Genomic DNA, 26,668 nt, shown 5'->3' on the forward strand with positions numbered 1-26,668 from the left:
ATGGTCGTCTGAAGCCCCGCAAACACCTGCACCTCGAACCCCTGAACGTCGCATTTGATCGCGTCGATCCGGCCCGCGGCGTGCGCGCTGACATAAGCGTCGCCCGCCTCGATCCGCGACGTACCTATACGAGTCAGTGGGAGGTCATATTGATCTGTCGTCACGAACGTGCCGAGCCCCTGGTTCGTGCCGACCGGGGCGAACAGGTCGAGATCGGCCGATGTCTCGCCCAAGCCGACATGGTGGACGGCAATATTGTCCGCCGCGTTGAGCGTAACGTTGCGGCGCAGCCGATCGATCACCAGCGGGTTGGGCTCGAACGACAAGACGCGCTCGAACGCCTGACTGAAACGCAGCGAATGCGTGCCGATATTGGCGCCGATGTCGAGGATCGTGTCGCGCCGGTCGCGTGGGATCAGCGACAGGAAGAGATCGATTTGCTCGCGCTCATACCCGCCATACAGGTAGAATTCGCGCTCGATCAGCGACCCCATATCGCCTTCGAGCCACAGCCCGTCATTGGCGACACGGAACGCGCCGGATGCAGGCGCAGCGGCGGTGGCGGCGCGGTGCCAACCGCGCAGGTTCGACAGGCCACGTAGTGATCGGATTGCGCGCCCGGTGGTGGAGGGGTGAAGTTCGCTCGGCATCATTGTCCCGCCAATTGGTGGAAGAGGCGCGCCATATCGGTGCGCGCGGTGCTGGCCGCGACGAAACGCTCGGCGGTCGCGCGCGCGCCATGACGCCAAGCCGCATAGTCGGTGGCCGGCATCCCCGCCAGCCGGTCGATTGCCGCGGCGAGGGCGGGAGCGTCGGGCAACGCGATATCGAACCCGGCCTTTGCGTCTTGCAGCCCGCGCCAAGGCGTGCGGTCGCCGATCACTACCGGCGTTCCGGTGGCAAGCGCCTCGAAGATCGCGTGGCCGAAATTCTCCGACCGCGAGGGCATGAGCAGCACATCCTGCACCGCCATCGCTTCGGGCACGGCATCGTTGGGCAATTCGCCGTCGTGATGCGCAGTGACGTTGGCGGGCAAAGCCGCGATCAACGCTTGGCACCGCGCCCAGTGGGCGGCATCACTGACGGGGCCGTAGATCGTAAAATCGACGCGCTGCTTGACCAGCGCAAGCGCCTCCAGCGCGACGTCGAGACCCTTCACCGGCGAGATGCGGCCGAGGAAAGCGGCACGGAACGTATCGCCCGGCCGATAATCGGGCAGCGCGAACAACGGGCGGACGTTGCCGATCCGGGTCACGGGATTGCGCGGGAAGGCGGCACGGATGTCGGCCTCCTCCTCTTCGCTGGTGACGTGGAAGGTCACGCCATTCGCCAGCCCCAACGCGCGGGTGAAGACTCGATAAAGCGTCTTGCGCGCGCCCTTCAGACCCAACGCTCCGGACGAAAATTCGCCGCGCGGTGCGATGATCGCAGAGGTACGCGGCGCCTTGCCGAACCGCCGCGCGAGCATTGCCGGGATCGTGAATTCGCGGTCGAAGAAACCGTTCATCAGCAACACATCGTGCGGCGTGTCGCGCAACAGGGCGGAGAGGTCGTCCGCGCCGTTTCGCCCGACCGTCAGGTAATGGATCTTCGCCCAGCCGAGATCGTGCCAGCGGTCGCTCGCCACCATCGGCTCGGCCGCGCCGAACGGGCGGTCGCGCGCGACCAGCAGGAAATCGAATTCGTCGCACAGCGCCTCGCCCATCGTCTTGATGCTGAGGTTCGGCCCCGCCGATTCGTGCCCCGGCCAGAACGCGCCGATCAGGATGAGGACGCGCGGCTTCACCGGTTCCACGCGATCCCCGAATCGGCGACGCCGTGACTCGCCAAATATTGGGGGAATTGCTCGAGCGAGTTCGCCGCGATCCATGTCCGCGCCTCGTCGATCTTCGCGTCGATCAGCATGAAGTACCAGAAGCCCTGCATGAAGTGCCACATGAAGCCGAGCCGCCCGTCGAGGAAGCCGAGCCGCAGGAAATAGCGTTGCAGGAAGTAGAGGACCGCGCGCAGATAGAGCGGCGCGCGGCTGTAGCGATCGCGAAGCCCCCGCCCGCGCTTGGCCGATGCGGTCAGGTCGCCGTCGGCGGCACCGACCAGGCCATGCTCGCGCGCGATGAAATCGACCATCTGGCGCGTGGCGTAACCGTTATGCTTCGCCACCCACCAGCCGATATCCTTGAGGCTGGCATCGACCAGGTCGCCGCCGGTGATCCGATCGGGCCGCCCGCGGGTGATGAGCCAGCGTTCGTCCATCCAGCGCTGTTCCATCCGCCCAGCGCCGGGCCGCCACAGCCTAGTCAGCCAGGTGCGGTAATAACCGCCCCAGCGAATGAACTTGCCGCGGAACAGCACTTTGAGCTTGAGGTCGATCGCGGTGATCTCGGCGGGGAGGGTGGGAAGCTTGTCCTGCAACGCCTCGATCAGCGCGGGCTCGAGATATTCGTCACAATCGACGCGGATGATCCAATCGCTATCGATCGCAATCGTGTCGAGTGCCCATTGCAGCTGCGCGGCCTGGTTGGTGAAGGCGTGTTGGTGAACCTCCGCACCCTTGTCGCGCGCAATCTCCACGGTGCGGTCGGTCGAGAAGCTGTCGATCACGATGACGCGATCCGCCAACGGAGCGATGCGGTCGAGGCAGCGGCCGATATGCACCTCTTCGTTGAACGAGAGGATCAGGGCGGTGACCGTCACGGCGTTCACTCGGCCCCGGCGATGTCCAGCGTCGCGGCGCTGACCGCGATCAGCTCGTCGAGCGGGATGGGGACAGGGGCGCCATCGCGCGCGGCGGCGTAGAATGCCTTGACCAGACCCGCTTGGCCCTTGTCCTGCGCCGACGCGCTGGTGGTTTTGGTCTTGCCCCCGCGCGTGACGTGCAGCTTGCGGAAATCGTCCAGCCGAATGACCGTGCCGCTGGCGAATACCTCGAGATATTCCTTGGGCAGCGATGAATCGCCCAGCGATGAATAGAGGATCGTGCCGATCGATCCGTCGGTAAAGCGCAGTACCGCCGACACCGTATCGCTAACGCCTTCGGGGCTGAACGCCTCGACCGAAACCGGCGGTCCGCCTGCGAGGAAGGTCAGGGCATCGACGAAGTGGCAAGCCTCGCCGACGATCCGCCCGCCGCCTTCGCTTCCATGCAGCCAGCTGTCGCCCGGCACGTGCCCGGCGTTGATCCGGTACTGCATCGCGATCGGCCCGCCGCGATTGGCGAGCGCCGCCTTCGCCGCGATCATCATCGGGGCGAAGCGGCGGTTGAACCCGACTGCCAGCACGCCGGTCGATGCTTCGGCGGCGGCCTGCACCTCGGCGAGCTGGTCGCGGGTCAGCGCGAGCGGTTTTTCGACGAACACATGCTTGCCCGCGTTCAGCGCCTCGACCGCAAGCCGCGCATGGCTGTCGTGACGCGTCGCGATGAATACGCAGTCCGTCTCGGCGTCGCCCAACACGGCTTGCGGGTCGGTCGCCGCGTGCGCGAAGCCCTGGCGCTCCGCGGCGTCGTGCGCCGACAGGCCGGTCGAGGTGACCACCGTCGTCAGCCGCTCGTTGCCTGCCTTTTTGAGTGCGGGGAGCAGCACCGCCTTGGCATAATTGCCGAACCCGATGAACCCGGTGCCACGTGCGCCGCTCGTCGCCTTCTTGCTCGCAACGGGGATCGACCGCGCGATCGGCGTCGGCGTGTCGGGATAGGTCAGCAGGATCGCGAGGTACGGCTCGTCGCCGTCCATCAATTTGTAGGCAGCCTCGGCCTGATCGATCGGGAAGCGGTGGGTGACCAGTTTGAGCGGCGTCACGCTCCCGTCGGCCACCAGTTCGAGGAACGCCTGCATGTTACGCTGTTCGGTCCAGCGCACGTAGGCGAGGGGGTAATCGTGGCCGTCCTGTTCGTACACCGGATCGTGGCGGCCGGGGCCGTAGGACATCGACAGCCTGAGATCGAGTTCGCGCTTGTAGAACGGCTCGCGGTCGATCTCCATGCCGGTCAGCCCGACCATCACGACCCGGCCCTTGGCGCGGCTGATCTCGGCCGCCTGGTTGGGTGGGGCGGAGGATTTGCTGGAGGCGGTGACGATCACCGCGTCGGCGCCGTAGCCGCCGGTAAACCCGCGCACAGCATCGTCGAGCGAGCCGCTGACCGCGACGTCGGCGCCCATCTCCAGCGCCAGCGCGGCGCGCGCGGGATTGGGGTCGAACCCGAGCACGCGGCAGCCATTGGCCTTGAGCAACTGGACGGTGAGCTGGCCGATCAGCCCGAGCCCCATGACGACGACGCGCTCGCCGAGTGTCGGGTTGGCGACGCGCACGCCTTGCAACGCGATCGCGCCGATCGTGACGAAGCTCGCCGCCTCGTCATCGACCCCGGCGGGGATGCGGACGGAGAGGTTCTTCGGCACGGCGTTATATTCGGCATGGTTGGCCACCGCCGCGCCGGCGCAGGCGATGCGGTCGCCGACCGCATAACCGCCCGCGTCGCTGCCGGCCTCGACCACCGTCCCGGCGAGCGAATAACCCAGCGGGATCGGCGTATCGAGCTTGGCGAACACCTTTTGGATCGTCGGCAACAGGCCCTCGTTGCGGACCTTTTGCAGTGTCTTGCGGACGAGGTCGGGCCGCGCCATCGCCTTGCCCGCCAGGCTTGAACGCGCGAGGTCGATGATCTGCTTCTCGGTGCCCGCGCTGATCAACGACACGCGCGTCGCGACCAGATTGCGCCCGCCGCCGGCGCGCGGGACGGGCGCATCGATCAGGCGGAGCAACCCGCTGCGGTAATTCTGTTCGACCTGCTTCACGCTATTTCCGCTGCCCCGATTTCCAGCTTGGCCTCAAAGCAATCGGCCGGGAGTGTCAAGCAGATGCGCTTGGTCGCGACCTCGACCCCCATGTCGGGCCACCACACGGCATCTTCGACGCGCAGCGGTGCCGACCCGCGAACCGCCAGCGCGATCCCGCTCCGGCTGACGACCGCGGTGTCGCCGTACAACTCTACGCTGCAATCTGGGTGGAGCAACAGTCGCGAGGTCGCCGCGTGCCATGTCCCGCACTGGATGCGGTCGTGGAGCGCGATCCCGCCGGCATTGACTTCGACGCGGCGCTCGACCTCGGGACAGCCGCGCAAATGTCGGTACCCGTCATGGTGCCCGCGCAGCAGCATCGTGTCTTCGCCGCCGACATATTGCATGACAGTAACCTTGGGCCGTCGCCCGCAGCGGAATGCGCCGAAGAAATCGGCGGGCTCGACTCCCTCGATTGCGAGGCAGTTGTGCGTGTGGGCGCTACGCGACGCCCGGCGCTTGTCTCCCGCGACATATTCGAACACGCCCTGGTCGACAATGAAGCGATGGCCGCCGACCGAAAGCTCGATGCTGCCTATATCACCATGCGCGTGCGCGGGCAGGCTGTCGGGGCCGATCGCGCCCATATCGGCGATCAGCGCGAAGCCCGGGGCGTGGAGCCCGAAATAACCCGCGGAGGGCAGGCGGAACGCGCCGTCGGCCTTGGGAATCGGCTGCCCGGTCACCTTCGCATAGGCGGCGAGGCATTGTGCGGGCGAATAAGCCATCGAGAGGCCAGCATCGTTGAACTGCGCCGGCCTGCCATCGGGGTGTGCGAGCAGCGCGGCGGCCGCCGCCATTCGCTGCGATGCCTTATCGAGCGTGACCGTCGCCGCGCCGAACCCGAGCGCCGCGCGCGTCTCGATCAGGTCGGCGAACACTTGGGCGTGGTACGAGGGCGAGCGTTCGTAATGCACGCCGTCGCGCAGAATCTGACGCGGCAATTCGCGGTTGAGCAGGTCGCTCGCCAAAGCGCGCCACGGGTCGCTGGTCGGCGCGGCGAAAAACGCGCTCGCCCAGGCCAGCGCCTTGATGTTCTTGACCAGATGATTGCCGCCGAGATCGGTCTCCAGGTTGCGCGTCAGGAAATCGATCTGCGTCGACAGGCTGGCGAGAATGTCCTTCGCGTCGGCGGGATCGATGCCCCACGCCGCGAGCCGCTGCATCCACACCACAACGCGCAGCGACAGCGCATAGCTGTTCCACGCGTCGTGCCAGTAACCGGGCTGAAATGGCGGGTTGGCGGCGATCCACTGGCGGATCAGCGCGAGCCCCGCATCGCGCTGCAGTTCCTCCAGATATTCCATGTAATGGAGGTTCATCCGCCACAATTGGTCGGCGTCGGCCCGCCAGTCGATCGTCTCGCCCATCGCGACCGTGCGGCCAATGAACGTGAATCGCCAGCCGTCGGGCGTACGTTCGACCATGCCGGTGCGTGGTGGTAAGAGGGCCTGCGGCAAAGTAGCGGCGGGCACCGCGCCGGCGAGCAAGGCGGTTGGCCGGCGCAACGTCCATCGCCGCCTTGCTTCCAGCCGGAAGCGCGCAACGATCTGGCGCAGCGGAATGTGCCGTGCGAACGCAATGTTGCGCGCGATGCTCATGCGACGAGCTTCCCGAATTCGGCGAGATAGGCGCGCGCTTGCGTCTCGCGATCGAAATTGTCGCGGACGAAGGCTTGGGCCGACTTGCCGATCCGCGCCCCCATCGTGCGATCGTCGGCCAGCCGTTCGATCGCGGCGGCAAGCTCGGCATCGTCCTCGGGCGTGATGGCGATGCCCGCGCCACCCGCTTCCATCAAAGCCTTCGCCTCTCCCTCGACCCCCAGCACCATCGGCACCCCCAGCGCCATCGCCTCGAACATCTTCGACGGGATGACGGTCTTGAACGTATCGACGTGCTTGAGCAGCACCAAGGCCGCATCGCTCGCGCCCCACACGGCGGGCATCGCCTGCTTGGGCAATTGATCGAGCATGACGATGTTGGTGAGGCCACGCCGGTCGCGCATCGCACGGATGCGCTCTCGATCCGAGCCGCCGCCGGCCATCAGGATCGCGATATCATGCCGGTACATCAGCCGCTCAGCCGCCGCGATCACCGCGTCGAGTCCATGCGCCATGCCGTGCGTGCCGACATAGCTCGCGACGAACTTGCCGGTCAGGTTGTGCTCTGCGCGGAACGCCGCGGCGGCTTGCGGATCGGCGGCGAAGTGCGACAGGTCGACGCCGTTCTTGATCACCGCGATCGGGCCGTCGGGACGGTGCGCGCGGATGTGCGGGACGAAGCCGTCGGTCACCGACACGACCAGATCGGCATGCCGGTACGCGAACGCCTCGATGCGTTCGAGCAGGCGGATTGCGAAACCGCGCTTCATCGCGCCGACCGTGACGATGCTTTCGGGCCAAAGATCGCGGACTTCGAGCACCCACGGGCGGCGGCGTCGCTTGAGGAACCAGCCCGCCAGCCCGCAGAAGAATTGCGGGCTGGTCGACATCACCACGTCCGCCTTGGGCAGCCGCCACATCCACATCAGCACCGACAGCAAATAGCTGACGTAATTGGCGATGCGCGGTAGGAATCCCTCGTTCGCGGCGATCCACGTCCACAGCCGGATGATGCGGATGCCGTCGATCGTCTCTTCCTGCCACGATCGGTTGCGATAGCCGGGATAGAGCTTGCCCGCCGGATGGTTGGGCGCGCAGGTGACGACCGTTACTTCGTGCCCCGCTGCGCGCCAGACGCGGGCATGCTCGGACAGGCGAGAGGCGGGCGCGTTGACCTCTGGCGGATAATAATGGCTGAGCGCGAGGATCCTCACCGCGCGAGTGCTGCGACGCCCTGCAGCGAGCGTTCGGTCGCGATCTTGGCCCAGCCGCGCGACGCCCGCCGGTCGGGAACGTGCGCGGTGTTTCCCGCGAGCCAGTCGGCGACGGGGATCGAGAAACCCGTCTTCGAACGTTCGACGATGTCGCGCGGCACCGGGTTGGACGGCGCGGCGGCGAGCAATCTTTTGCCTTCGCCGGGTTTCAGCGTCGCGATACGGGGGCTGAGCGTCTTGAGCAGCGTGAAATCGACCAATGGCACGCGGATTTCGAGAGAATGCGCCATCCCTGCCCAGTCCGAATCGCGCAGCAACTGATTGCGCATGTAATTGCTCGTCTCGAGCGCGCAGACTCGGCCATTGTCCGAACCCGGATCGGGCGTCACCGACCGCTCGATAGCGCCGAGCGGGTCGAGCTCGGCCAGCCCCTCGCGCGCCATCGCGGGATCCATCACGCTGTCGAGATCGAACGGCATCAGCACCGCGCGGCGCAGCAGATACGCGCCCGCCCAGCTGCCGGCATGGCCCAGCACATTCGCCGCCTTGGGGTTGCGCCGCGCGACGCCGGTCGCGCGGAGCAGCATCCGCGACAGCGCGCCCGCGCCGGGGATCGCCGCCAGCGGCCCGAACCGCCGCCGCATCGCGGGCACGGTGCGGAAGGTCGAATAGCCCGCCAGCAACTCGTCGCCGCCGAGCCCGGACAGCGCGACCTTGAGGCCCATTTCGCGCACCGCCTTGCTGACGAACCAGGTGTTGATGCCGTCGATGCTGGGCTGGTCCATCGCGTCGAAGATCGCATCCATGTCGCCGCGAAACTCGTCCGCGTCGATGCGGCGGATGTGGTGATCGACGCCGTAATGCCTTGCGACCGCCCGCGCGCCGGGGGTTTCATCCTGATGCTGGCCGTCGAATTCGCCGAACGACAGGGTGCAGGCGCGGATGCGGTCCTGCCCGCAATCGCGCATCAGCCCGATCAGCGCGGAGGAATCGACTCCGCCCGACAGGAACGCGCCGACCTCGACATCGGCGACGAGGTGGTGCGCGACGCTGTCGCGGAGCGCGGCGGCGACATCGACCGCCGTGGGGTCCACGGCGCGGCCGCCGGCGAGCACTTGCGCGACATTCGCGTATTGGACGGGCGTGCCGATCCCCGACGTATCGACCGTCATCCAGCTACCGGCGGGCAGCGCCCGGATCGCGTGCCACGCGGTGAACGGCTCGGGCACCGATCCCATCAAATGGAACCCCGCTAACCCGGCGGGCGACGGATCGCGCGAGATGGCGGGATCGACCAGCAATGCCTTGACCTGCGACGCGAAGGTCAGTGCGCCGCCGGTATCGCTGTAATAAAGCGGCTTGATCCCCAGCGGGTCGCGCGCGAGCAACAGCGCGCGATTGCGCGCGTCCCAGATCGCCAGCGCAAACATCCCCCGAAGCTTGCCCAGCATTGCTGCGCCGTCGCGTGCGTAGAGATGAAGCATCACCTCCGTGTCGCTATCGCTGACGAACGCCACGCCCTGCGCTACAAGTTCCTCCCGTAGCGCGCGGTAATTGTAGATTTCGCCGTTGAACACGATCGTCAGCCGCCCGTCGGGCGTCGCCATCGGCTGATGCCCGCCCTCCGACAGATCGATGATCGACAGCCGGCGATGGCCGAACCCGGTACGCGCGTCTTCGGCGATCCACAGCCCGGTGCCGTCGGGGCCGCGCGCCGCCATGCGGTCGCGCATCGCGGTCAGCGTGTCGCGGGCTACCGTCCGTGCGCTGGCGGCGTGAGTATGAAACCCGACGATGCCGCACATGGCCTAGGCGACGAATCTGCGTTGCAGCGCGGGGATTTTGGGGAGGAAACGGTTGGCGAGCGTGCATGCGACATGGATCGCCAGCACCGCGCTCAACGGCCCGACCACGTCCACGACCAGGAACCCGTCAATCCGCGTGCCGACCCGCATGCCGAGGAGCACCACGAGCAGCAGGTGCCAAGCGTCGCGATCGAACACGATCGTCGAATAGATCGACCACAACGTCAGAACGGTGCTGAGCAACGCGGCGAACAGGGCAACCCCCAGCCAGCCGAAGTTCCAATATCCCTCGGCGGGCATGCTCGGGCTGGTCGATGAATCATAATTGCCATTGGCCATCACGGTGAAATCGCGGCCGATATCGGTGATGATCGGTTTGTCTGGATAGATCGCGCGCGGAATCCAGACGATGAAGATGTCGCGCAGCGAATGGCCCTCCAGCCCCTGATCGTAGAAGTTGATCGCCAGCGTGCCGGCATTGACGTAATTGAGTCTTGCCCACGCCAATTGATACTCCGGCGCATCGGCGTTGCCGTTTTTGCCTTTGAAAATATCGCCCATCACGACGATCGTGTCGGAGAAAATCGCCCTGTTAGCGTCCCCCGAATCGCGCAAGACTCGGCTGCGGGCTTCTTCGACAACCGACGAAACGAAGGCGTAATATGGGGCGATGAACGCGAGTGTGATCAAAATGCGGCGCAAGGTAGATTTGTGGTATAGGAACGCGATTGGGATCATCATCACCGGGAACAGCGCCATTGCTTTGGTCAGCTGAAAAATACCGGCGATCGAATCGATCGCCGCCAAGGCCATGATCGCGACCACCCAGCTGTATTTCTTGTTCGCGAGTCCCCAATAGGTGAGCAGGAAATATCCGATATACGCAAACTGCCCGAACTGGACCAGCGCATTGGGGATGGTGATCTTTAGAATGCCCAGCGCCGCTGGGTAAACGACCAGGTAGTTGAACGTCACGCCGACCGTGAGGAACACCAAGCCGACGGCCTTGAGTGGAATACGGCATGTGTCGATAGCGACCTGCTTTAGCGACAGTGGGTTGCGACTGCTTCGGTATATCCGGATGACCAGCCACGACACGGTGATGAAGCACAGGTGGAACGTAGCGTTGACCATGTTGAACTTGAGCAATTCGTTCGGCGAAAACGCGAAGAACGCATTGATCAGGTCGCGCGTGTCCGCATTGTAGAACGAGGTCATGCTGGACCCGATGCCCATGTAGACGACCATCGCGACACGATACCAGAACACCGGAGTCCATATCGCGTGGATGTTCAGCCGGGTTAGGCGAACTGCGGCAAATCCGATTATAATGATAAACATGACCGGGCCGACGATATTGACGACGTCGACCATCGCGTAGCCGTCGAACATCGCGATGGCGTACATCAGCATGATCACGGCAATACCGAAGAACTCTGCCGGATGCGGCGCTAGTCCCTCGAATTGATCGCCAAGGTCGCGGTCGGCAACGGCGATGCGTTGCCCCTGCTCACGCATCGGTTGTGGTAAAATCACGCTCGCCATTAGCCGCGACTTCCGTTCAACGAAACGGCACATGCGTGTGTGTCCACGGCGGCTACGAACGCGAGGGTTGGTAAAGTGCCGCAACGCTGACTCAACACTGATCTTGCCTCGTTAGGATAAGGTCGTCGGGCGGGCGCCCTCTCCTTATCCTTATGCGCGATCGGATGACGACGCCACCCTCGACCCGCCATCCGTATCAAGCGGCGAGCGCCGTCGCGGCGCCACGGGTCGCGCGCGCAATGCACTCGGTACCATACCAATCGATCGCGATGTCGGTGAAGCCGCGCCCCGCCAGCGCATCGAGAAAGCGCTTCACGTCGCCGCCGGAGTCATGGACCTCGATTGCCAGCCGGTCGGTGATGTCGAGGATGCGGCTGCCCGGTTGAATCATGAAATATTCGCTGCCCTCGATGTCGCATTTCAGGAAATCGATATGGTCGATCCTGTATTGGGCCAGGAATTCGGCCTCGGTCAGGTGGGGCGCATCGGCATAGGTCGGGTTAGTCTTGATGTCGTTGAGCTGAATGTGGGTAAAGTCGCCGACAAAGGCGCGGCACAATTGGGCGCGATCGGTGAAACCGTTGATGCGCATCGTCGCGGTCCATTTCTCACCGTGATGCGTACTCGGCTCGACCGCGATCACCCGAGCGGTCGGGTTGGACGCCAGCGCCATCGCGGAGAAATTGCCCATATTGGCGCCCAGATCGAGCGCCAGGCCATGATCGGGAATCTGTAGAAACCCTTGCTTCGCATAGACGTCGCGCACCCAGATTTCGCGCACGCCGCTGAACGCGTCACCGCCGACCAGTACCGCGTCGCCGACCGCATGGTGAACCTCGAACGGCCCGTCACCCATCGACCGGTCGGCGGACAGCAAGCTGCGCGTCCTGAGCACGGTCGGCAGCGTCGCGACGACGCCCGCCGCCCAGCGCAGCGCCGGCACAAGGCCGCAAACGCGCGCGATGCCGCGAAAATCCGAAAAAAGCTTGCCGATCATCGTCTTGATACAATTCCTGAAACGCCGATCGGGCGCCTATAGACAGCTCGCCCCGAGGTTGCCACCGCGAACCCTCCTCAAGGGGCACCGCCATCGGTTGCTGCCGATGCGGGTCGTTTCGCGTTTCGCGATGCGCGCAGGCGGTCGAACAGCGGCATTTCGACCCATAGGTGCAGCGCCAGCGCCAAGGGGATCGAGATCCCCAGCGTTGTGACGAGCAGCGTGCCGAACCGATGATAGAGCGGCCAGCCTTCCGGGACGAGCCGCGCAAGCGAATTGGCGATCGGCAGGTGGATCAAGAAAAGTGCGTACGACGCGCGCCCCAGCAAGGCGAACGGGCCTGCCACCGATCCGAAGCGTCGTGATTGATCGAGCGCGAGAACCAGCAGCGATCCGAAGAAGATGCCGAGCATCGGTTCCGCAACAAAGGCCGGTCCCGCGGCCTTCGCACCGATACCGAGGAGCGCGCCGGGTATGATGAGCCACCACGCAAACCGCCGTGTCCGTTCGCTGTCGTTACTTGCTATCCACATGCCGACCGCAAATTCGGCGATCCGGCCCGGCAACATATTCATCAACAACGTGTCCCTGGCGATTCCGCCTAGCGTATCGGTATGTCCGGCCGTCAATTGCACGACCGCCCGAAAGAGCAGTGAGCCGATAATCGCGGCGGTCGTGAAGCGGTCGGTGCCCGCACGCCGCGCCCAAATCATCAGCAGCGGAAGGACGAGATAGAATTGCACCTCGGTCGCCATCGACCACAATGCACCATTGAACGTCAGGTTATACTGTTGGACGAAACCGTGCAGAAATAGAAGTTTGAGAACGACGTCCTCGCCCGCGACCGCGATGTGCAGCCGAGCGATCAGGATTGCCGAGAGAATGACGGCGAAGGCGTAGATCGGGTAAAGTCGTGCCAGCCGGTCACGGTAATAAGCGGCCAGCGGTCGCGGCCGGCCCGACAATGACCGGAACATGCAATAGCCGCTGATCACGAAGAACAGGCTCACGCCCGTTGCGCCGAACGAGAATGGCGAGGGCATCCAGTCCACCGTCCGACCAAAAACGGTGAATGGAGGCAGTTTGTATTTCGGCATCAGCGACGTGCCGGCGACGTGAAACACCAGCACGCCGATCGCGGCAACCAGCCGCGACACATCGATCGCGGCGATACGTTGATTTGCTGTTGCGGCATTCATTAGCGAAAGGCCATCGGAACTCGATCGGCAAATATCCCGGTCAGTTCCACCGCGCGGGCATGCAGCGAATAGGCCGGCACTGCGCGGGCGTGCCCGGCATCGGCGATCGCGCGGCGGTCGGCGTCGTGTGCGAGGCAATGCTCGACCTTGGCGACGAGTTCGGTCGGGTCGGCGAACGTGTCGATCTCGCGGCCGGGTTCGAACAGCGTGCGGATTTCGGCATTGTCGATGTGGAGCATGAAACCGCCGCACGCCGGTATCTCGAAGCTGCGGGTCGATACCTGGTCGGCCCAGCCTTGCGCGCCGCCCGCGCCGTGATGCACGGCTATGTTGATCCGGCTGTGCTCGATCGCGCGTGCGAACTGGTCGCCGACCAGCGGCCCGCCGAACACATGAGGCGCGACCGCGGTACCCGCCGCCAGCTCGCTCCAGCGGTTGCCGATCACGATCATCCGCGCGTCGCCGATCGCGCGTGCCACAGGCTCGAGCCAGGCGAGCTTTTCGGGCGATGCATTGCCGATGAAGCTGACGTCCCACAGATAGGCCGGGATTTCGCCTGCTGGCGTGCGGCGGCGGTGCACTGCAGGGACATAGCCGTGATGGATCATCGCGACGCGATCCTTGCCCAGCCGCTCGGTCAGGTGCGGCAGCTGATACGCCTTGGTCGTTGCGACCAGGTCGAACTGGTCGAGCGCGTCGGCGGGCATGCCGTCATGGTCGAAATCGCGGTCGGGATAGAAATTGACCGTCGCGATCCCGCGCCGGCGCAATTCCTTCAAGGTCGCGGCGGCGATGAAATTGCCCTTCACCGTCAGCATGACGTGCGGCGCCACGCGGTCGGCGGCGGCGAGGATGTCGGCATTGTGGCTGCGCCGCGCCGCCGGATAGAGCAGGCGGCCCGCGGCGCGCAGGCCTAGGCTTCGCGAATGGAGCAACGCGTCGTTCGACGACACTTCGGTCACATCCCAGCCGAGCCGGCGGAAGCCCTCGGCTAGTCCAGCCGCGGTCTGCCAGACGGTGAAGTCGCCGACGAACAGCATCGACGGCGCGGCAGAGCCCAGCGGAGCGAAGATCGATTCGGCCATCCGCGCTCCTGTCCCCCGCTTCGGCCTTTGGCGCAAGATTGCGGGAACGCGCCCAAGCCTCTATCGCCGCACCGCAAAAGGGGCGCGTTACTCGGCCCCGCGTAGCGATTGGACGGCGCGTTGGCGATTTCGGGATGGAAACGATTGTTCGGCGGGTCGCCGGCCGGCGAGGGCGCGCGCGGCGACGCCAGCGTCCCGGCGGGCAAGCGCGTCTATGCGATCGGCGACGTTCACGGGCGGCTCGACCTGCTGACCGAGTTGCTCGATGCGATCGACCGCGACGATGCCGGGCGCGACGCGGCGGAGACGATGATCGTGCTGCTCGGCGACCTGGTCGACCGCGGGCCGCACTCGAAGCAAGTGATCGATCATCTGATCGAGCGCGACTGGCGCGGGCGCGAGGTCGCGATGATCAAGGGCAATCACGAGGAAGTGTTCCTGCTGACGCTCGCCGGCGACCTGGAGGCGACGCGGTTCTGGCTGCGGATCGGTGGCCGGGAGACGATGATGAGTTACGGCACGCCGGCCGAGTTGATCGACAGTGCCGGACCGCTCGACATCGCCGAGGATTTCATGGCGCGCGTTCCCCGCGAACACGTCGCCTTCCTTCAGTCGATGGGCGATTCGCTGGGCGTCGGCGGCTATTGCTTCGTCCATGCCGGGATCAAGCCGGGGGTGCCGATCGAGCGCCAGAAGCCCGCCGACCTGCGCTGGATCCGCGACCGCTTCCTCGATTACGAGGGCAGCCACGGCGCGACGATCGTCCACGGCCATTCGATCGCGACCGATGTCGAGAATTTGCACAACCGCATCGGGATCGACACCGGCGCCTACCAGACGGGCAAGCTGACCGCGGTCGGGCTGGAGGGCGACCGGCGCTGGTTCCTGGCGACATGAGCGGCACGCGGGGGAAACCGTCGGCGGAGCTCAGGCTGGTGGCCGCGTGTTGCCGCTGGCCGACCGACGTGGCGGCGATCCAAGCGGCGGCGTCAGCACCGATCGACTGGTCCGCGGCGGTACGCCTGTCGCGGCGCCATCGGGTGATCGGCTTCCTTCGCCAGGGGCTGGTGGCGGCGGGCATCGCGGTGCCGCCCCGGCTCGACCAGCTTTACGCGCCGATGATGCGGCGCAACATCCTGCAATATGGCGAAGCGGTGCGCTTGACGGCGCTGCTCGCCGACGCCGGCATCCCCGTCGCGTTGTTGAAGGGTGTCGTGCTGGCCGAGCTTGCCTATGGCGGTCCGGGGGTCAAGCAGACAATCGACAACGACCTGCTGGTCGCGCCGCGAGACGTGCCCGCCACGATCGCGATCCTGCGGCGTGCCGGGTATCGGGAGATCGGCCTCCCCGACAACGATAACCCCCCGCCGCCCGCGCAAGTGATCGACCTCGTCAGCGAATACCAGCTGATCCATCCGGCGAGCGGGGCGATCCTCGATCTCCACTGGCGGTTGCACGCCTACAAACAAGTGCTGGGCGAACCCGATGTTGCGACCGACGTGCGCGAAATCATGGTCGAGGGCAACAAGCTGCCGACGCTGCGCGCCGACGATATGATGCTCTATCTAGCGATCCATGGCACGCGGCATTCCTGGGCACGGATCAAGTGGCTGGCGGATTACAACGCGATGCTCGGCCGGATGGACGATCGCGAGGTTGCGGCGCTGCGCGCGCTAGCGCGCCGCGGGGGTGTCGCGCCGTGCGTCGATGCGGCGCTGATCCAGTGCGAGCGCTTGTTCGGTACGCGCGTCCCCGCGGACGTGCACCGCTCGCGCCGCGCGCGTCTGCTTGTGCGGCTGTCCGACGCCGTGATGTTCGGCCCCGACCAGCACAACGCGCGGGGGCTCTATGCGCGGCGCTGGCTGGCATCGACGCTGGTGATGAACACGCGGCTCGGTACTGCCGGCTCGATCTTCTGGCATTTGTGGGTTTCGCCGATCGATACGCTCACGGTGCCGCTGCCGCGGCCGCTTCATCCGTTATACCTCGCGATCAGCCCGGCGCGGCGGATCGGGCGGATAATGCGGCGCGCGGCCACGCGGGGCTTTGCGCGCGTGCGATCCGGCCCTATGCGCGCCGCCCAGGAGAAATGAAGTGACGATCAAGCCGCTGCGCAAGGCCGTGTTTCCCGTCGGTGGGCTCGGCACCCGGTTCCTTCCCGCGACCAAGGCGCTGCCCAAGGAAATGCTGCCGGTCGTCGACCGTCCGCTGATCCAGTACGCGGTCGACGAGGCGCTGGAGGCGGGGATCGAGCAGATGATCTTCGTCACGGGCCGCGGCAAGTCGGCGATCGAAGATCATTTCGACATCGCCTACGAACTCGAAAGCACGATGCAAGCGCGCGGCAAGTCGATGGAATTGCTCCACCAGACGCGGCTGACGCCCGGCGCCGTCGCGTATGTCCGCCAGCAGGAGCCGATGGGGTTGGGGCACGCGGTGTGGTGCGCGCGCGACATCGTCGGCGACGAACCGTTCGCGGTGTTGCTCGCCGACGACCTGATGGTCGGCAAGCCGGGATGCCTCAAGCAGATGGTCGATGCCTACAACCGGATCGGCGGCAACATGATTTGCGCGATGGAGGTGGCCGACGACGCCACCGACAAATACGGCATCATCACCCCGGGCACACGCGATGCCTCGCTGGCCGAGGTGCTAGGACTGGTCGAGAAGCCTGCGCAGGGCACCGCGCCGTCAAACCTCGCGGTGATCGGACGCTACATCCTGCAACCGCAGGTCATGCGCGTGCTCGAGGGGCAGGAAAAGGGCGCTGGCGGCGAAATCCAGCTGACCGATGCGATGGCGCAGATGATCGGAACGCAGCCGTTCCACGGCGTGACGTTCGACGGCGTGCGTTACGATTGCGGCGACAAGGCCGGATTCATCCAGGCCAATATCGCGATTGCGCTGGACCGCCCCGACATTGGCCCCGCGGTCCGCGATTTTATCGACGCGCTTTAGGGGACCGGGCAGCTACAGCTGCATCCCGGATCCTTGGGCAGCGCGATCGTCCGAAACCGCAGCGACAATCCATCGGCCAGCAGCAGTTTCCCCGCACTGTCCTCGCCGAACGGCACGATGCTGCGGATGACCTCAAGTGCCGCCAGGCTGCCCATCACGCCCGCCATCGCGCCGAGCACGCCGACGTCGGCGCAAGTCGCGCCGTCACGGTCAGGATCGCTGCCGACGAAGCAACGGTAGCACGGCCTGTCCGCTTCCCACCCGCGATAGACGCTGAGCTGCCCTTCGAACTGGCTGACGGCGGCGGACACGAGCGGGATGCGCAAAGCGAGCGCCGCGTCGGCCACCGCCAGCCGGGTCGCGAAATTATCGGTGCCGTCGAGCACGACTTTGGCGCCTTCTAGCACCCTTCGCGCATTGCCCGCGTCGATCCGCAGGGCCCGCCGTTCGACCGTGACCGCCGGGTCGATCCGCGCCAGCGCCGCCGCCGCCGCCGCAACCTTGCCCGTGCCGATATCGTCCACGCCAAACAACGTCTGGCGTTGCAGGTTCGACAGATCGATACTGTCGTCGTCGATAATGTCGATCCGCCCAACCCCTGCCGCGACGAGATATTGCAAGGCCGGGGAGCCAATCCCGCCTGCGCCGATCACGACGATGCGCGCCGCGCGCAACCGCGCTTGCCCGGCACCGCCGATTTCCTTCAACACGATATGTCGGGCGAACCGGGTCAGGTCGTCGTCGCTTAGGGTCGGTTTGTCTGGGGTCACTGGCCCCAGCTAATGACGATCCCGGTGCGATACCAGCTATCGCTCGCCGGCGCGGCGCCGGCCCAATTGCCGCGTACCGCCTTTTGCACGACGCCGGCAGCGAATTGCTCGACCGTCGGGCAATTGATCGCCCTGGGCACGATGCGCAGCGCATCGCCGCCGGGCGAGACCAGAACGACCATATCGATCTTGATACTGACCTTGCCGTCGGCGGCGGGCGCCACCGCGCAGCGTTTGGCGGCGACCTCATCGTGAACGAAGCCGGTCATCAGCGCCGCATAATCGGGCGTGGTGGAGAGGCGGAGGGGCGGCAGTGCCGACCAATCGGTCGGCGGAGCGGGCGTCAGCGCCGCAGCCTGCAAAGCCAGAAACAAAAAAATCATACGCCCGTCGAGCCAAAGCCTCCGCTGCCGCGGTCGGTGTCGCCCAGTTGCTCGACTTCGTCCAGCATAGCGCGCTGAACCGGGGCCGGAACGAGTTGGGCGATCCGGTCGCCGCGCGCAATCTCGAACGGCTCGTCGCCCAGATTGGCGAGGATCACCTTGATCTCTCCACGATAGTCCTGATCGATCGTTCCCGGCGTATTGAGACAGGTGACCCCATGCTTGAGCGCGAGCCCCGAACGCGGACGGACCTGAACCTCATAACCGTCGGGAATCGCCATCGCGAACCCGGTCGCAACGGCATGCCGCGTGCCCGGCGCGAGCCGCAAGCTCTCCGCCGCGACGACATCCATCCCCGCCGCACCGCTCGTCGCATAGGCCGGCAAGGGCAGCCCGCCGCCATTGGGCAAGCGCTTGATCTCTATGCGAATCGGGTAGGTCATTGCGCTTGCGTATCGTAACGAAGGCTAATGAGCGACTCCCGCCTTTGCCTTACTACCGGTTAGGCATCCGCTAGCGCGGCGTCGATTCGGTCGGCGAGCCGCCGAGCGACCGCGTCCTTGGGTGCGTCCGCCCAACTCTCGACGCCGGTTGCGCTGACGACGTGAACCGCATTGCGCTCGCCCCCCATCACATCGCCCGACACGTCGTTGGCGACGATCCAGTCGGCACCCTTCTTCGCCAGCTTGGCGCGCGCGTGATCGACCACATGCTCGGTTTCGGCGGCGAAGCCGATGACGAGGCGCGGGCGGCGCGGGCTTTTCGCGAGTGCCGCGAGGATGTCGGGGTTTTCGACCAGCTTGAGCGTCGGTGGCCCGTCCGCGCCTTTCTTGATCTTCTGGCCCGCGCTCTCGACTCGCCAGTCGGCGACCGCAGCGACCATCACCGCGGCGTCGGCGGGAAGCGCGGCGTCGACCGCCGCCGCCATCTGGAGCGCGGTTTCGACGTCGACGCGCTCGACATCCGGCGGCGTGGCGAGTGTCACCGGCCCGGCGATTAGCGTGACGCGCGCGCCAAGCGCCGCCAGCGCCCCGGCGATCGCAAAGCCCTGTTTCCCCGACGAGCGGTTGGCGAGGTAGCGAACCGGGTCGATCGGTTCGTGCGTCGGCCCGGCGGTGACGATAATGTGTCTGCCCGACAGCATTTAGCCGCCAAGCTTGGCTTGGATTGCCTTCAAGATCGCCTCCGGCTCGGGCAGCCGCCCCGGCCCGAACTCGCCGCACGCCATTGGGCCTTCGTTGGGCTCGATCACTTCGACGCCGTCGGCGCGGAGCGTTGCCACATTGCGCCTGGTCGCCGCATGCTGCCACATCCGCACGTTCATCGCTGGCGCGGCGAGGACGGGCTTGTCGGTCGCGAGCAACAGCGTGGTGGCGAGGTCGTCGGCGATCCCGGCCGCCATCTTTGCCAGCAAATCGGCGGTGGCCGGGGCGACCACGATCAAATCGGCTTCGCGGCTGAGCTGGATGTGCCCCATCTCGGCCTCGTCCTTGAGATCCCAGAGCGAGGTATAGACCTGTTCCTCGCTCAGCGCAGCAAGCGTCATGGGTGTGATGAACTGCGCACCGCCTGCGGTCAGCACGCACTTGACCCCCATCTCGGCCTTCTTCGCCAGCCGGATCAACTCGCACGCCTTGTACGCCGCGATGCCCCCGCCGACGATCAGCAGGATGCGCTTCATGGTGTGATCCTCGTCACGGTGATCTTGCGCCCCTTCGGGAAAGCCGCGGCGATCAGGTCGCGCAAGCCGTCGGGCGCGAAGGCCAGGCCGATCAGGATCGCGGGCGCTACCATTAGCCCCCAATAGAAGGTGTCGACGCGCCCGAACAGGCCGATCAGCGCGGCGTACACCGCGAAGGTCGCGACCGCGCGGATGCCGGTACCGTCTTTCCACGCACTCCAGCCGAACAGGGTGAACCCCATCAACATCGCCGCGAGCCACATCGGCGCGAGGCGGAGCGCGGTCGACAGCGTCATCGCCTCGACGAAGAAACCGAACCCCAGCATCCCGCTCCAGCCCGGCGAGGCGGGGTCGAGCGGGCGGACGACTTGCGCGACGGCGTGCGCGTGCGCGAGGACGGCGATGGCGAGCAACGCGACGCCGGCTGCCCAGCCGATAGCTTCCTTGCGGTTGCCTTCGATCAGCGCGAGGAGGAACATGATCGCGACGTACAAAGCAGCGGTTTCGCGGATCAGCATCGCCAGCGCGCCGATCCCGGCGGCGGCGACCCAGCGGTCGGAGCGCCTTAGCGCGAGGCTGAGCGCGATCAGCAGCCCGGCCCACACCTCGTGAAAACTGGCTAGCTCGCTTTGCACGAACGCGCCCATCCCGCCGGCGAGCAGCACCATCGCGAGAACGAGCGGCGGCGGGCGTGCGAATGCTGGCCGAAGCCGCGCAAACCACGCGACCATCACCCCGGCAGCGAGCGCATAAAGCAACCCGATCACCGCCCAGCCGGGCAACATCGCCTGCACCACCGCCAGGGTCGGCAAGCGGAAGGTAACGAACGGCTTCATCGGATAATCGCCGGCGCGCAACGCATTGGCCGCAACGCTGTAATAATTGCCCCCGTGCCGCACCCCGTCGACGATCGATTCGTAGAGCACGACATCGGCTTGGTCGTCGCCGCGGTTCGCCGCGTCGCCACTGACCGGGGGCGGGGCGGGGACCATCAGCGCGCTCAGCGTCGCGGCGAGCAGGACGAGCAGCAGGACGAGGCCGATCCGCGCCCGGCCTTTCGACAGGCCGGCGAAGCGCGACGGCTCGGCGAGCCAGATCGTCATATGTGGACAAACCACCACGTTGCCGCGACCGCGAGCCCGGCGCTCAGCACCGCGACCGCAAGATACCGCCACCCGCCGCCGATCCGCACCACCTCGATCTCCTTGAGCGGCGGGGCAGGCGGCGCGCCGCCCGCGGCAGGATAATGCGCCTCGATGCGACGGATGAGATCGGGCAGACGTGCGAGTGTGCGCAGGTCGGTGATCAATTTGTCCGCGACATACGCCTCCGGCCCCAATTCGGTCCGGATCCATTCCTTGATGAACGGCGCCGCGGTGTCCCACATGTTGATGTCGGGATCGAGACTGGTTGCCACGCCCTCGACCATCACCATCGTCTTTTGCAGCAGCAGCAGATGCGGCTGCGTCTGCATGTCGAAATCGCGCGTGATCTTGAACAATCCGTCGAGCATCATCCCGACCGACATGTCCTTGACCGGCAGCCCGCGCATCGGCTCGCCGACCGCGCGCAACGCCGTCGCGAACTCGGCGACATTGTGGTGCGCGGGGACGTAGCCCGCCTCGAAATGGATTTCGGCGACGCGCTTATAATTGCCGGTGATCAGGCCGTAGAGGATTTCCGCCAGCCATACCCGCGCGCGTCGGTCGATCCGCCCCATGATCCCGAAATCGATCGCCGCGATCTTGCCGTCGGGGGTGGCGAACAGGTTTCCCTGATGCATGTCGGCGTGGAAGAAGCCTTCGGAGATCGCCTGGCGCAGGAAGGCGTTGACCAGGATGTTGGCCAGCTTGTGCGTATCGTGACCTGCGGCGATCAGCGTGTCGCGGTTGGCCAGCTTGATCCCGTCGACCCATTCGAGCGTCAGCACGCGTCCGCTGGTGCGTTGCCAGTCGATCGCGGGGACGAAATAATCGGGCTCGGCGTGCATCGCCTCGGCAAGCTCGGACGCCGACGCTGCCTCGCGCCTGAGGTCGAGCTCGCGCGCGGTCCAGCGCTTGAACGTCTCGATCACCAGCCGCGGGCGCAGCCGCGACAGCTCGCCGCCCATCGCCTCGACTTGCGCGGCCGCCCATTGATAGGTGTCGATCGCGCGGGCGAATTCCTCCTCGATTCCGGGGCGCAGCACCTTGATCGCGACGTCGGCGCCCTCGGTCGTCACCGCGCGATGGACCTGCGCGATCGACGCCGCGCCGACCGCGACCTCGTCGATCGACGCGAACACCTCGCCGACCGGGCGGCCCAGCCCCGCTTCGATCGCGCGGCGGATCGTGTCGAAGGGCAGGGGCGGGAGCGCGTCCTGCAACCGCATCAGGTCGTGCGCGGCGTCCTCGCCGACCAGATCGGGCCGCGTCGCGAGCGTCTGGCCGAGCTTGATCGCGGCGGGGCCGATCGCCTGAAACGCATCGGCGTAGCGCGGGGTCGCTGGCACGCGTGCACCGAAGCGCGCGAGCCTGACCAGCCGGCGCAACCGCGGCGGCGTGTTCGGGTCGCGCTCGATCCCCGTCAGCGCGCCGTGCCGCGCCAGAATCCGCCCCCATTTGAGGAGGCGCCAAGTATGGACGAGCGGAGAGGTCAAATCTTCCAGCCGCTATGGATCGCGACGAGCCCGCCGAGCATCGGTTCGACCTTGGTCTGGACGAACCCAGCCTCGCCGATCATCTCCTTAAATCGCGCCATGTTGGGAAAACGCCGGATCGATTCGATCAAATAGCGATAGCTTTCCTCGTCCCCCGCGATCAGCTTGCCGACGTTGGGCACGATACGGTGCGAATAGGCGTCGTACACGTCGGCGAACCCCGGCCACAAAGTCGTCGAGAATTCGAGGCAGAAGAACCGCCCGCCGCGCTTGAGCACGCGATGCGCCTCGCGCAGCGCCTTGGGGATGTCGGTGACGTTCCGGATGCCGAACGCGATCGTGTAGGCGTCGAAGACCTTGTCGGGCCATTGCAACTCTTCGGCGTTCGCCTCCGACCACACCAGCCCGTCGATCCCGCGCTTGGCGGCGCGTTCGATCCCGACCTCGAGCATCGCCGGGTTGATGTCGGCCACCGTCACCGCCGCGCCCGATTTGGCCAGCCGGAACGCGATGTCGCCGGTGCCGCCCGCCATGTCGAGGATCGCTTCGCCAGCGCGCGGCTTCACGCGGCGGACGAACACGTCCTTCCACACGCGGTGCAAGCCGCCCGACATCGCGTCGTTCATCACGTCGTAGCTAGAGGCGACGCTGGCGAAGACCCCGCCGACGCGGCGGGTCTTTTCGTCGGGGGCGACGTCTTCGTAGCCGAAAGAGACGGTGTCGGTCATGCGGGCGGCTCTAGCGATACTCCTCTCCTCCGTCATCCCCGCGAAAGCGGGGACCCAGCTTTCTCATCCGGTGAAGAATAAAGAAGCTGGGTTCCCGCTTTCGCGGGAATGACGATAAGGGAGGGCAATGCCCGAACTTCCCGAAGTCGAAACCACCGTGCGAGGGCTCGAACCCGTGCTAAAGGGCGAGCGCCTGACGCACGTCGTCACGCGGCGCGGCGACTTGCGGCGACCCTTCCCCGATGACCTTGCCCAGCGGATGACCGGAGCGACCGTCACGAGCCTCGGGCGGCGCGCCAAATACGGGCTGATCGACACCGATCGCGGCGACACGATGATCTTCCACCTCGGCATGTCGGGGCGCTGGCGAGTCGATCCGAGCGAGCTGGAAAAGCACGACCATCTGGTGATCGATACGGTAAGCGGGCGGCGGGTTGCGCTCAACGATCCGCGGCGGTTCGGGTCGGTCGATCTGGTGCCGACCGCCGACATCGCCGAGTTTCCCGCGTTCAAGGCGCTCGGCCCCGAGCCGCTCGGCCCCGGCCTGACCGGCGCTTACCTCAAGCATGCGCTCAAGAACCGCTTCGCGTCGATCAAGCTGATGCTGCTCGACCAGCGCATCGTCGCCGGGCTCGGCAATATCTACGTGTGCGAAGCGCTCTACGCAGCTCGCATCTCGCCCAAGCGCGAGGCGGGGCGGGTCAGCCTCGCGCGGCTCGACCGTCTGGTGGTCGAAATTCGCGCAGTGCTCGAATCGGCGATCGCGGCGGGCGGATCGTCGTTGCGCGACTTCGTGCATCCCGACGGCAATCTCGGCTATTTCTCGAAGGAATTCCTGGTCTATGGCCGAGAGGGCCAGCCGTGCGGATGCGGCGGCACGGTAAAGCGCTATGCCGAAGGCGGCCGGTCCACCTTCTGGTGTCCAACCTGCCAGTCCTAGGTTGACCGAATCCCCCACCCTCGCTAAGGGCCACCGCTTCCGGGCGCGGCTTTTCGTCGTGCCCGTTCCATTTTAGCTAGATTTAGAGGGCCTTCATGGCGAACACGCCGCAAGCGAAAAAGCGTATCCGTCGCAACGACCGTCGCGCCGAAATCAACGGCAACCGCGTCGGCCGTATCCGCACCTTCGTCAAGAAGGTCGAATCGGCGATCGCGTCGGGCGACAAGGACGCCGCCACCACCGCGCTGGCCGCCGTCCAGCCCGAACTGCAGCGCGGCGTCGCCAAGGGCGTGCTCCACAAGAACACCGCGAGCCGCAAATTCTCGCGGCTGACCAAGCGACTCGCGGGTCTGTAAACGCATCCGTATTGAAGCGGGGCAGCACCCGCCGGTGAGGATTTCACCGGCGGGTTTTTTGCGTTCTCTCGCATTGGTCTTACACGTTCGGGATCACGACCATACCGGAGGTTCAAATTGCAGACACGACTCCTGCAAATCCGGGCGATTCGCAAAGGTTAACACAGGATAAGATACGAAATCCGTATTATTTCAATAATTTAAAAAAGAAATGACGCTTTTCCGGGGTGTTCGGCGAGTCAATATTTTTATTTCAGATTTATTGCACGTCCGCCTCTTGATCGACTCGCCAAGCTGTTCCTAAACATCATTCGTCACCCCGGTTCGGGTCGTGGCCGACCAAATATCGGATGCACGTCAGGCGGGATTCGTTCCGGCCCGAGAGGAGTGTCCGTTTTGTATGGGGGGCGATCACGCGCGGGGGCGCGGGATCGGTTGGGAAGGGATAGAAGTGGCGGTTTCGGCGGGGATTGACGGGGGTACGCCGGGTGAAGTGCTCAATGCCTGGGCGAGGATCCGCAAGAATCTCCGCGAATCGGCGGGCGCACGGCTGTTCGAGCAATGGCTCAAGCCGATCGAATTGGGCGACAGCGAGGATGCTGCCAACGTCCGCCTGACGCTGCCCTCGGCGTTCACCGCGAACTGGGTGCGCAACCATTACGCCGACCGCCTGCTCCAGGAATTCCGCCACGCCATCCCGTCGATTCGCGGCGTCTCGATCGAAGTACGCTCGGCGACCGCGCCGGTGCGCGGCGTCGCACCCGAAGAAAAGGCCGAGGCGCCCAAGCCCGCGGCCGTTCCGGCCGACCGTCCCGCGCTCGATCCACGGCTGAACTTCGACCGGTTCGTGGTCGATGCGTCGAACCGGGTCGCGTTCAATGCCGCGCGCGCGCTGGCCCAGCCGGGCACGCCGCGCTTCAGCCCGCTGTTCCTCCATTCGGGCACGGGGCTGGGCAAGACTCACCTGATGCACGCGATCGGCCACGCCTATCTGGCCGCCGTACCCGAGGCGCGCGTGATCCTGATGTCGGCCGAACGCTTCATGTTCGAATTCGTCGCGGCGATCCGCGCGAACGATACGCACAGCTTCAAGAACCGGCTGCGCTCGTCCGACCTGCTGATGATCGACGACCTGCACTTCATCTCAGGCAAGAAGCCGACGCAGGACGAATTCTTCCACACGATCAACGAGCTCACCGCGGCGGGCAAGCGGCTGGTGATTACCGCCGACCGTCACCCGCATGGGCTCGACGATGTCGAGGCGCGGATCGTGTCGCGGCTGTCGATGGGGCTGGTCGCCGACATCAAGACCCCGGACGCGCTGCTGCGCCGCGCATTGCTCGACCACCGGTTGAGCGAACTGCCCGACGTCAACGTGCCCGAGGATGTGCTCGACTTGCTCGCGCACAAGATCACCGGGTCGCTGCGCGAAGTCGAAGGCGGGCTCAACCGGCTGGTCGCGTATGCGCAACTGACCGGCGACGCGATCAACCTCGACTTCGCGCAGGCGACGCTCGGCGATGTGCTGCGCGGCGGGACGAAGCGGATCACGATCGACGAGATCCAGCGCGCGGTGTCGGTACATTTCGACCTCAAGCCGGTCGATCTGGTGTCGGCGCGCCGCGCGGTCGTGGTGGCAAGGCCGCGCCAGATCGCGATGTACCTCGCCAAGCGCCTAACGACGCGCTCACTTCCCGAAATCGGCCGCAAGTTCGGCGGCCGCGACCATTCGACGGTGATCCACGCGGTGCGCCGGATTGAGGAACTACGCGGCTCGGATCACGAGATCGACGGCGCGGTGAAGACGCTGATCCGGCAGCTCGAGGGCTAACTTCTACCGTGCTCCGGCGAAGGCCGGAGCCTTAGCCGCGAGCCATGCCGTTGATTGCCAACGCTCCGGCCTACGCCGGAGCACAAAAAGCTTCAAATGTAG

The 26,668-nt window shown here is 65.8% G+C and carries 23 protein-coding genes and 1 pseudogene; 6 read left to right on the forward strand and 18 right to left on the reverse strand.

Annotated elements, in window-relative coordinates; translation table 11 throughout:
• The 11 genes from JWM94_RS03300 to JWM94_RS03350 form a co-directional block, all read right to left on the reverse strand.
• The coding region (locus tag JWM94_RS03300; RefSeq protein ID WP_299421696.1) for an FkbM family methyltransferase at positions 1-653 on the reverse strand (653 nt) is incomplete at its 3' end.
• Positions 650-1,786, reverse strand: coding sequence for a glycosyltransferase (locus JWM94_RS03305; RefSeq protein ID WP_299421699.1), 1,137 nt, complete (start codon positions 1,784-1,786; stop codon positions 650-652). The genes JWM94_RS03305 and JWM94_RS03300, both read right to left, overlap by 4 nt.
• Positions 1,783-2,694 carry a glycosyltransferase family 2 protein gene (locus tag JWM94_RS03310; RefSeq protein WP_299421702.1) on the reverse strand — a complete coding sequence of 304 codons (912 nt, stop codon included), beginning with the start codon at positions 2,692-2,694 and terminating at the stop codon, positions 1,783-1,785. The genes JWM94_RS03305 and JWM94_RS03310 overlap by 4 nt, the downstream gene beginning before the upstream one ends.
• A 5-nt stretch (positions 2,695-2,699) precedes the next feature.
• A complete protein-coding gene (locus JWM94_RS03315) occupies positions 2,700-4,793 on the reverse strand; it encodes a bi-domain-containing oxidoreductase (protein ID WP_299421704.1) in 2,094 nt (697 codons plus the stop codon).
• The gene (locus JWM94_RS03320; RefSeq protein WP_299421707.1) at positions 4,790-6,436 is read right to left on the reverse strand and encodes an alginate lyase family protein; all 1,647 of its coding nucleotides are present in this window, start codon (positions 6,434-6,436) and stop codon (positions 4,790-4,792) included. Before JWM94_RS03320 ends, JWM94_RS03315 begins: the two co-directional genes overlap by 4 nt.
• A complete protein-coding gene (locus tag JWM94_RS03325) occupies positions 6,433-7,650 on the reverse strand; it encodes a glycosyltransferase family 4 protein (protein WP_299421711.1) in 1,218 nt (405 codons plus the stop codon). The genes JWM94_RS03320 and JWM94_RS03325 overlap by 4 nt, the downstream gene beginning before the upstream one ends.
• Positions 7,647-9,455, reverse strand: coding sequence for an asparagine synthase (glutamine-hydrolyzing) (asnB, locus tag JWM94_RS03330; protein ID WP_299421715.1), 1,809 nt, complete (start codon positions 9,453-9,455; stop codon positions 7,647-7,649). The genes JWM94_RS03325 and asnB overlap by 4 nt, the downstream gene beginning before the upstream one ends.
• Positions 9,456-9,458: 3 nt before the next feature.
• Positions 9,459-11,000 (reverse strand): hypothetical protein, encoded by a 1,542-nt coding sequence (locus tag JWM94_RS03335; RefSeq protein ID WP_299421718.1) that lies wholly within the window; start codon positions 10,998-11,000, stop codon positions 9,459-9,461.
• Between the two features lie 196 nt (positions 11,001-11,196).
• Positions 11,197-11,997 carry an FkbM family methyltransferase gene (locus JWM94_RS03340; protein ID WP_299421722.1) on the reverse strand — a complete coding sequence of 267 codons (801 nt, stop codon included), beginning with the start codon at positions 11,995-11,997 and terminating at the stop codon, positions 11,197-11,199.
• Between the two features lie 77 nt (positions 11,998-12,074).
• Entirely contained in the window at positions 12,075-13,196 is a 1,122-nt protein-coding gene (locus JWM94_RS03345) for an acyltransferase (RefSeq protein ID WP_299421726.1), read from the reverse strand.
• Positions 13,196-14,281: a glycosyltransferase gene (locus tag JWM94_RS03350; protein WP_299421729.1), complete on the reverse strand. Its 1,086-nt coding sequence runs from the start codon at positions 14,279-14,281 to the stop codon at positions 13,196-13,198. The genes JWM94_RS03345 and JWM94_RS03350 overlap by 1 nt, the downstream gene beginning before the upstream one ends.
• A gap of 120 nt (positions 14,282-14,401) precedes the next feature.
• Here JWM94_RS03350 and JWM94_RS03355 point away from each other — a divergent pair, with 120 nt between their 5' ends.
• Genes JWM94_RS03355 through galU form a run of 3 tightly spaced genes read left to right on the forward strand, consistent with a single transcriptional unit; the run spans position 14,402 to position 17,239 of the window.
• Positions 14,402-15,178 carry a metallophosphoesterase gene (locus tag JWM94_RS03355; RefSeq protein WP_299421733.1) on the forward strand — a complete coding sequence of 259 codons (777 nt, stop codon included), beginning with the start codon at positions 14,402-14,404 and terminating at the stop codon, positions 15,176-15,178.
• Positions 15,175-16,374 (forward strand): nucleotidyltransferase family protein, encoded by a 1,200-nt coding sequence (locus JWM94_RS03360; RefSeq protein WP_299421737.1) that lies wholly within the window; start codon positions 15,175-15,177, stop codon positions 16,372-16,374. Before JWM94_RS03355 ends, JWM94_RS03360 begins: the two co-directional genes overlap by 4 nt.
• Before the next feature lies 1 nt (position 16,375).
• Positions 16,376-17,239 carry a UTP--glucose-1-phosphate uridylyltransferase GalU gene (galU, locus tag JWM94_RS03365; RefSeq protein WP_299421742.1) on the forward strand — a complete coding sequence of 288 codons (864 nt, stop codon included), beginning with the start codon at positions 16,376-16,378 and terminating at the stop codon, positions 17,237-17,239.
• Here galU and JWM94_RS03370 read toward each other — a convergent pair.
• The 7 genes and pseudogenes from JWM94_RS03370 to JWM94_RS03400 all read right to left on the reverse strand — a co-directional run bounded on the left by JWM94_RS03370 (position 17,236) and on the right by JWM94_RS03400 (position 23,439).
• Positions 17,236-18,009, reverse strand: a complete 774-nt coding sequence (locus JWM94_RS03370; RefSeq protein WP_299421745.1) for a molybdopterin-synthase adenylyltransferase MoeB — start codon at positions 18,007-18,009, stop codon at positions 17,236-17,238. The two genes, galU and JWM94_RS03370, sit on opposite strands and share 4 nt — an antisense overlap.
• A complete protein-coding gene (locus tag JWM94_RS03375) occupies positions 18,006-18,392 on the reverse strand; it encodes a hypothetical protein (protein ID WP_299421748.1) in 387 nt (128 codons plus the stop codon). Before JWM94_RS03375 ends, JWM94_RS03370 begins: the two co-directional genes overlap by 4 nt.
• Entirely contained in the window at positions 18,389-18,835 is a 447-nt protein-coding gene (gene dut / locus JWM94_RS03380; protein ID WP_299421751.1) for a dUTP diphosphatase, read from the reverse strand. The genes JWM94_RS03375 and dut overlap by 4 nt, the downstream gene beginning before the upstream one ends.
• Positions 18,836-18,894: 59 nt before the next feature.
• A pseudogene (gene coaBC / locus JWM94_RS03385) lies at positions 18,895-20,073 on the reverse strand (bifunctional phosphopantothenoylcysteine decarboxylase/phosphopantothenate--cysteine ligase CoaBC).
• Positions 20,070-21,176: a hypothetical protein gene (locus JWM94_RS03390; protein WP_299421755.1), complete on the reverse strand. Its 1,107-nt coding sequence runs from the start codon at positions 21,174-21,176 to the stop codon at positions 20,070-20,072. Before JWM94_RS03390 ends, coaBC begins: the two are co-directional and overlap by 4 nt.
• Entirely contained in the window at positions 21,173-22,711 is a 1,539-nt protein-coding gene (gene ubiB / locus JWM94_RS03395; protein ID WP_299421758.1) for a 2-polyprenylphenol 6-hydroxylase, read from the reverse strand. Before ubiB ends, JWM94_RS03390 begins: the two co-directional genes overlap by 4 nt.
• Positions 22,708-23,439, reverse strand: coding sequence for a class I SAM-dependent methyltransferase (locus JWM94_RS03400; RefSeq protein ID WP_299421762.1), 732 nt, complete (start codon positions 23,437-23,439; stop codon positions 22,708-22,710). The genes ubiB and JWM94_RS03400 overlap by 4 nt, the downstream gene beginning before the upstream one ends.
• Before the next feature lie 127 nt (positions 23,440-23,566).
• On the opposite strand from JWM94_RS03400, the gene mutM reads away from it, so the two are divergent.
• From mutM to dnaA, 3 genes are all read left to right on the forward strand, one after another.
• Positions 23,567-24,379 carry a bifunctional DNA-formamidopyrimidine glycosylase/DNA-(apurinic or apyrimidinic site) lyase gene (mutM, locus tag JWM94_RS03405; RefSeq protein ID WP_299421766.1) on the forward strand — a complete coding sequence of 271 codons (813 nt, stop codon included), beginning with the start codon at positions 23,567-23,569 and terminating at the stop codon, positions 24,377-24,379.
• Positions 24,380-24,474: 95 nt separating this feature from the next.
• Positions 24,475-24,735 (forward strand): 30S ribosomal protein S20, encoded by a 261-nt coding sequence (gene rpsT / locus JWM94_RS03410; RefSeq protein ID WP_299421770.1) that lies wholly within the window; start codon positions 24,475-24,477, stop codon positions 24,733-24,735.
• Between the two features lie 451 nt (positions 24,736-25,186).
• On the forward strand, positions 25,187-26,566 hold the full coding sequence (gene dnaA, locus JWM94_RS03415) for a chromosomal replication initiator protein DnaA (RefSeq protein ID WP_299421774.1): 1,380 nt from the start codon (positions 25,187-25,189) through the stop codon (positions 26,564-26,566).
• The last annotated feature ends 102 nt before the right edge of the window (positions 26,567-26,668 follow it).

This window comes from Sphingomonas bacterium (assembly GCF_028289855.1).
Taxonomy (GTDB): Bacteria; Pseudomonadota; Alphaproteobacteria; order Sphingomonadales; family Sphingomonadaceae; genus Sphingomonas.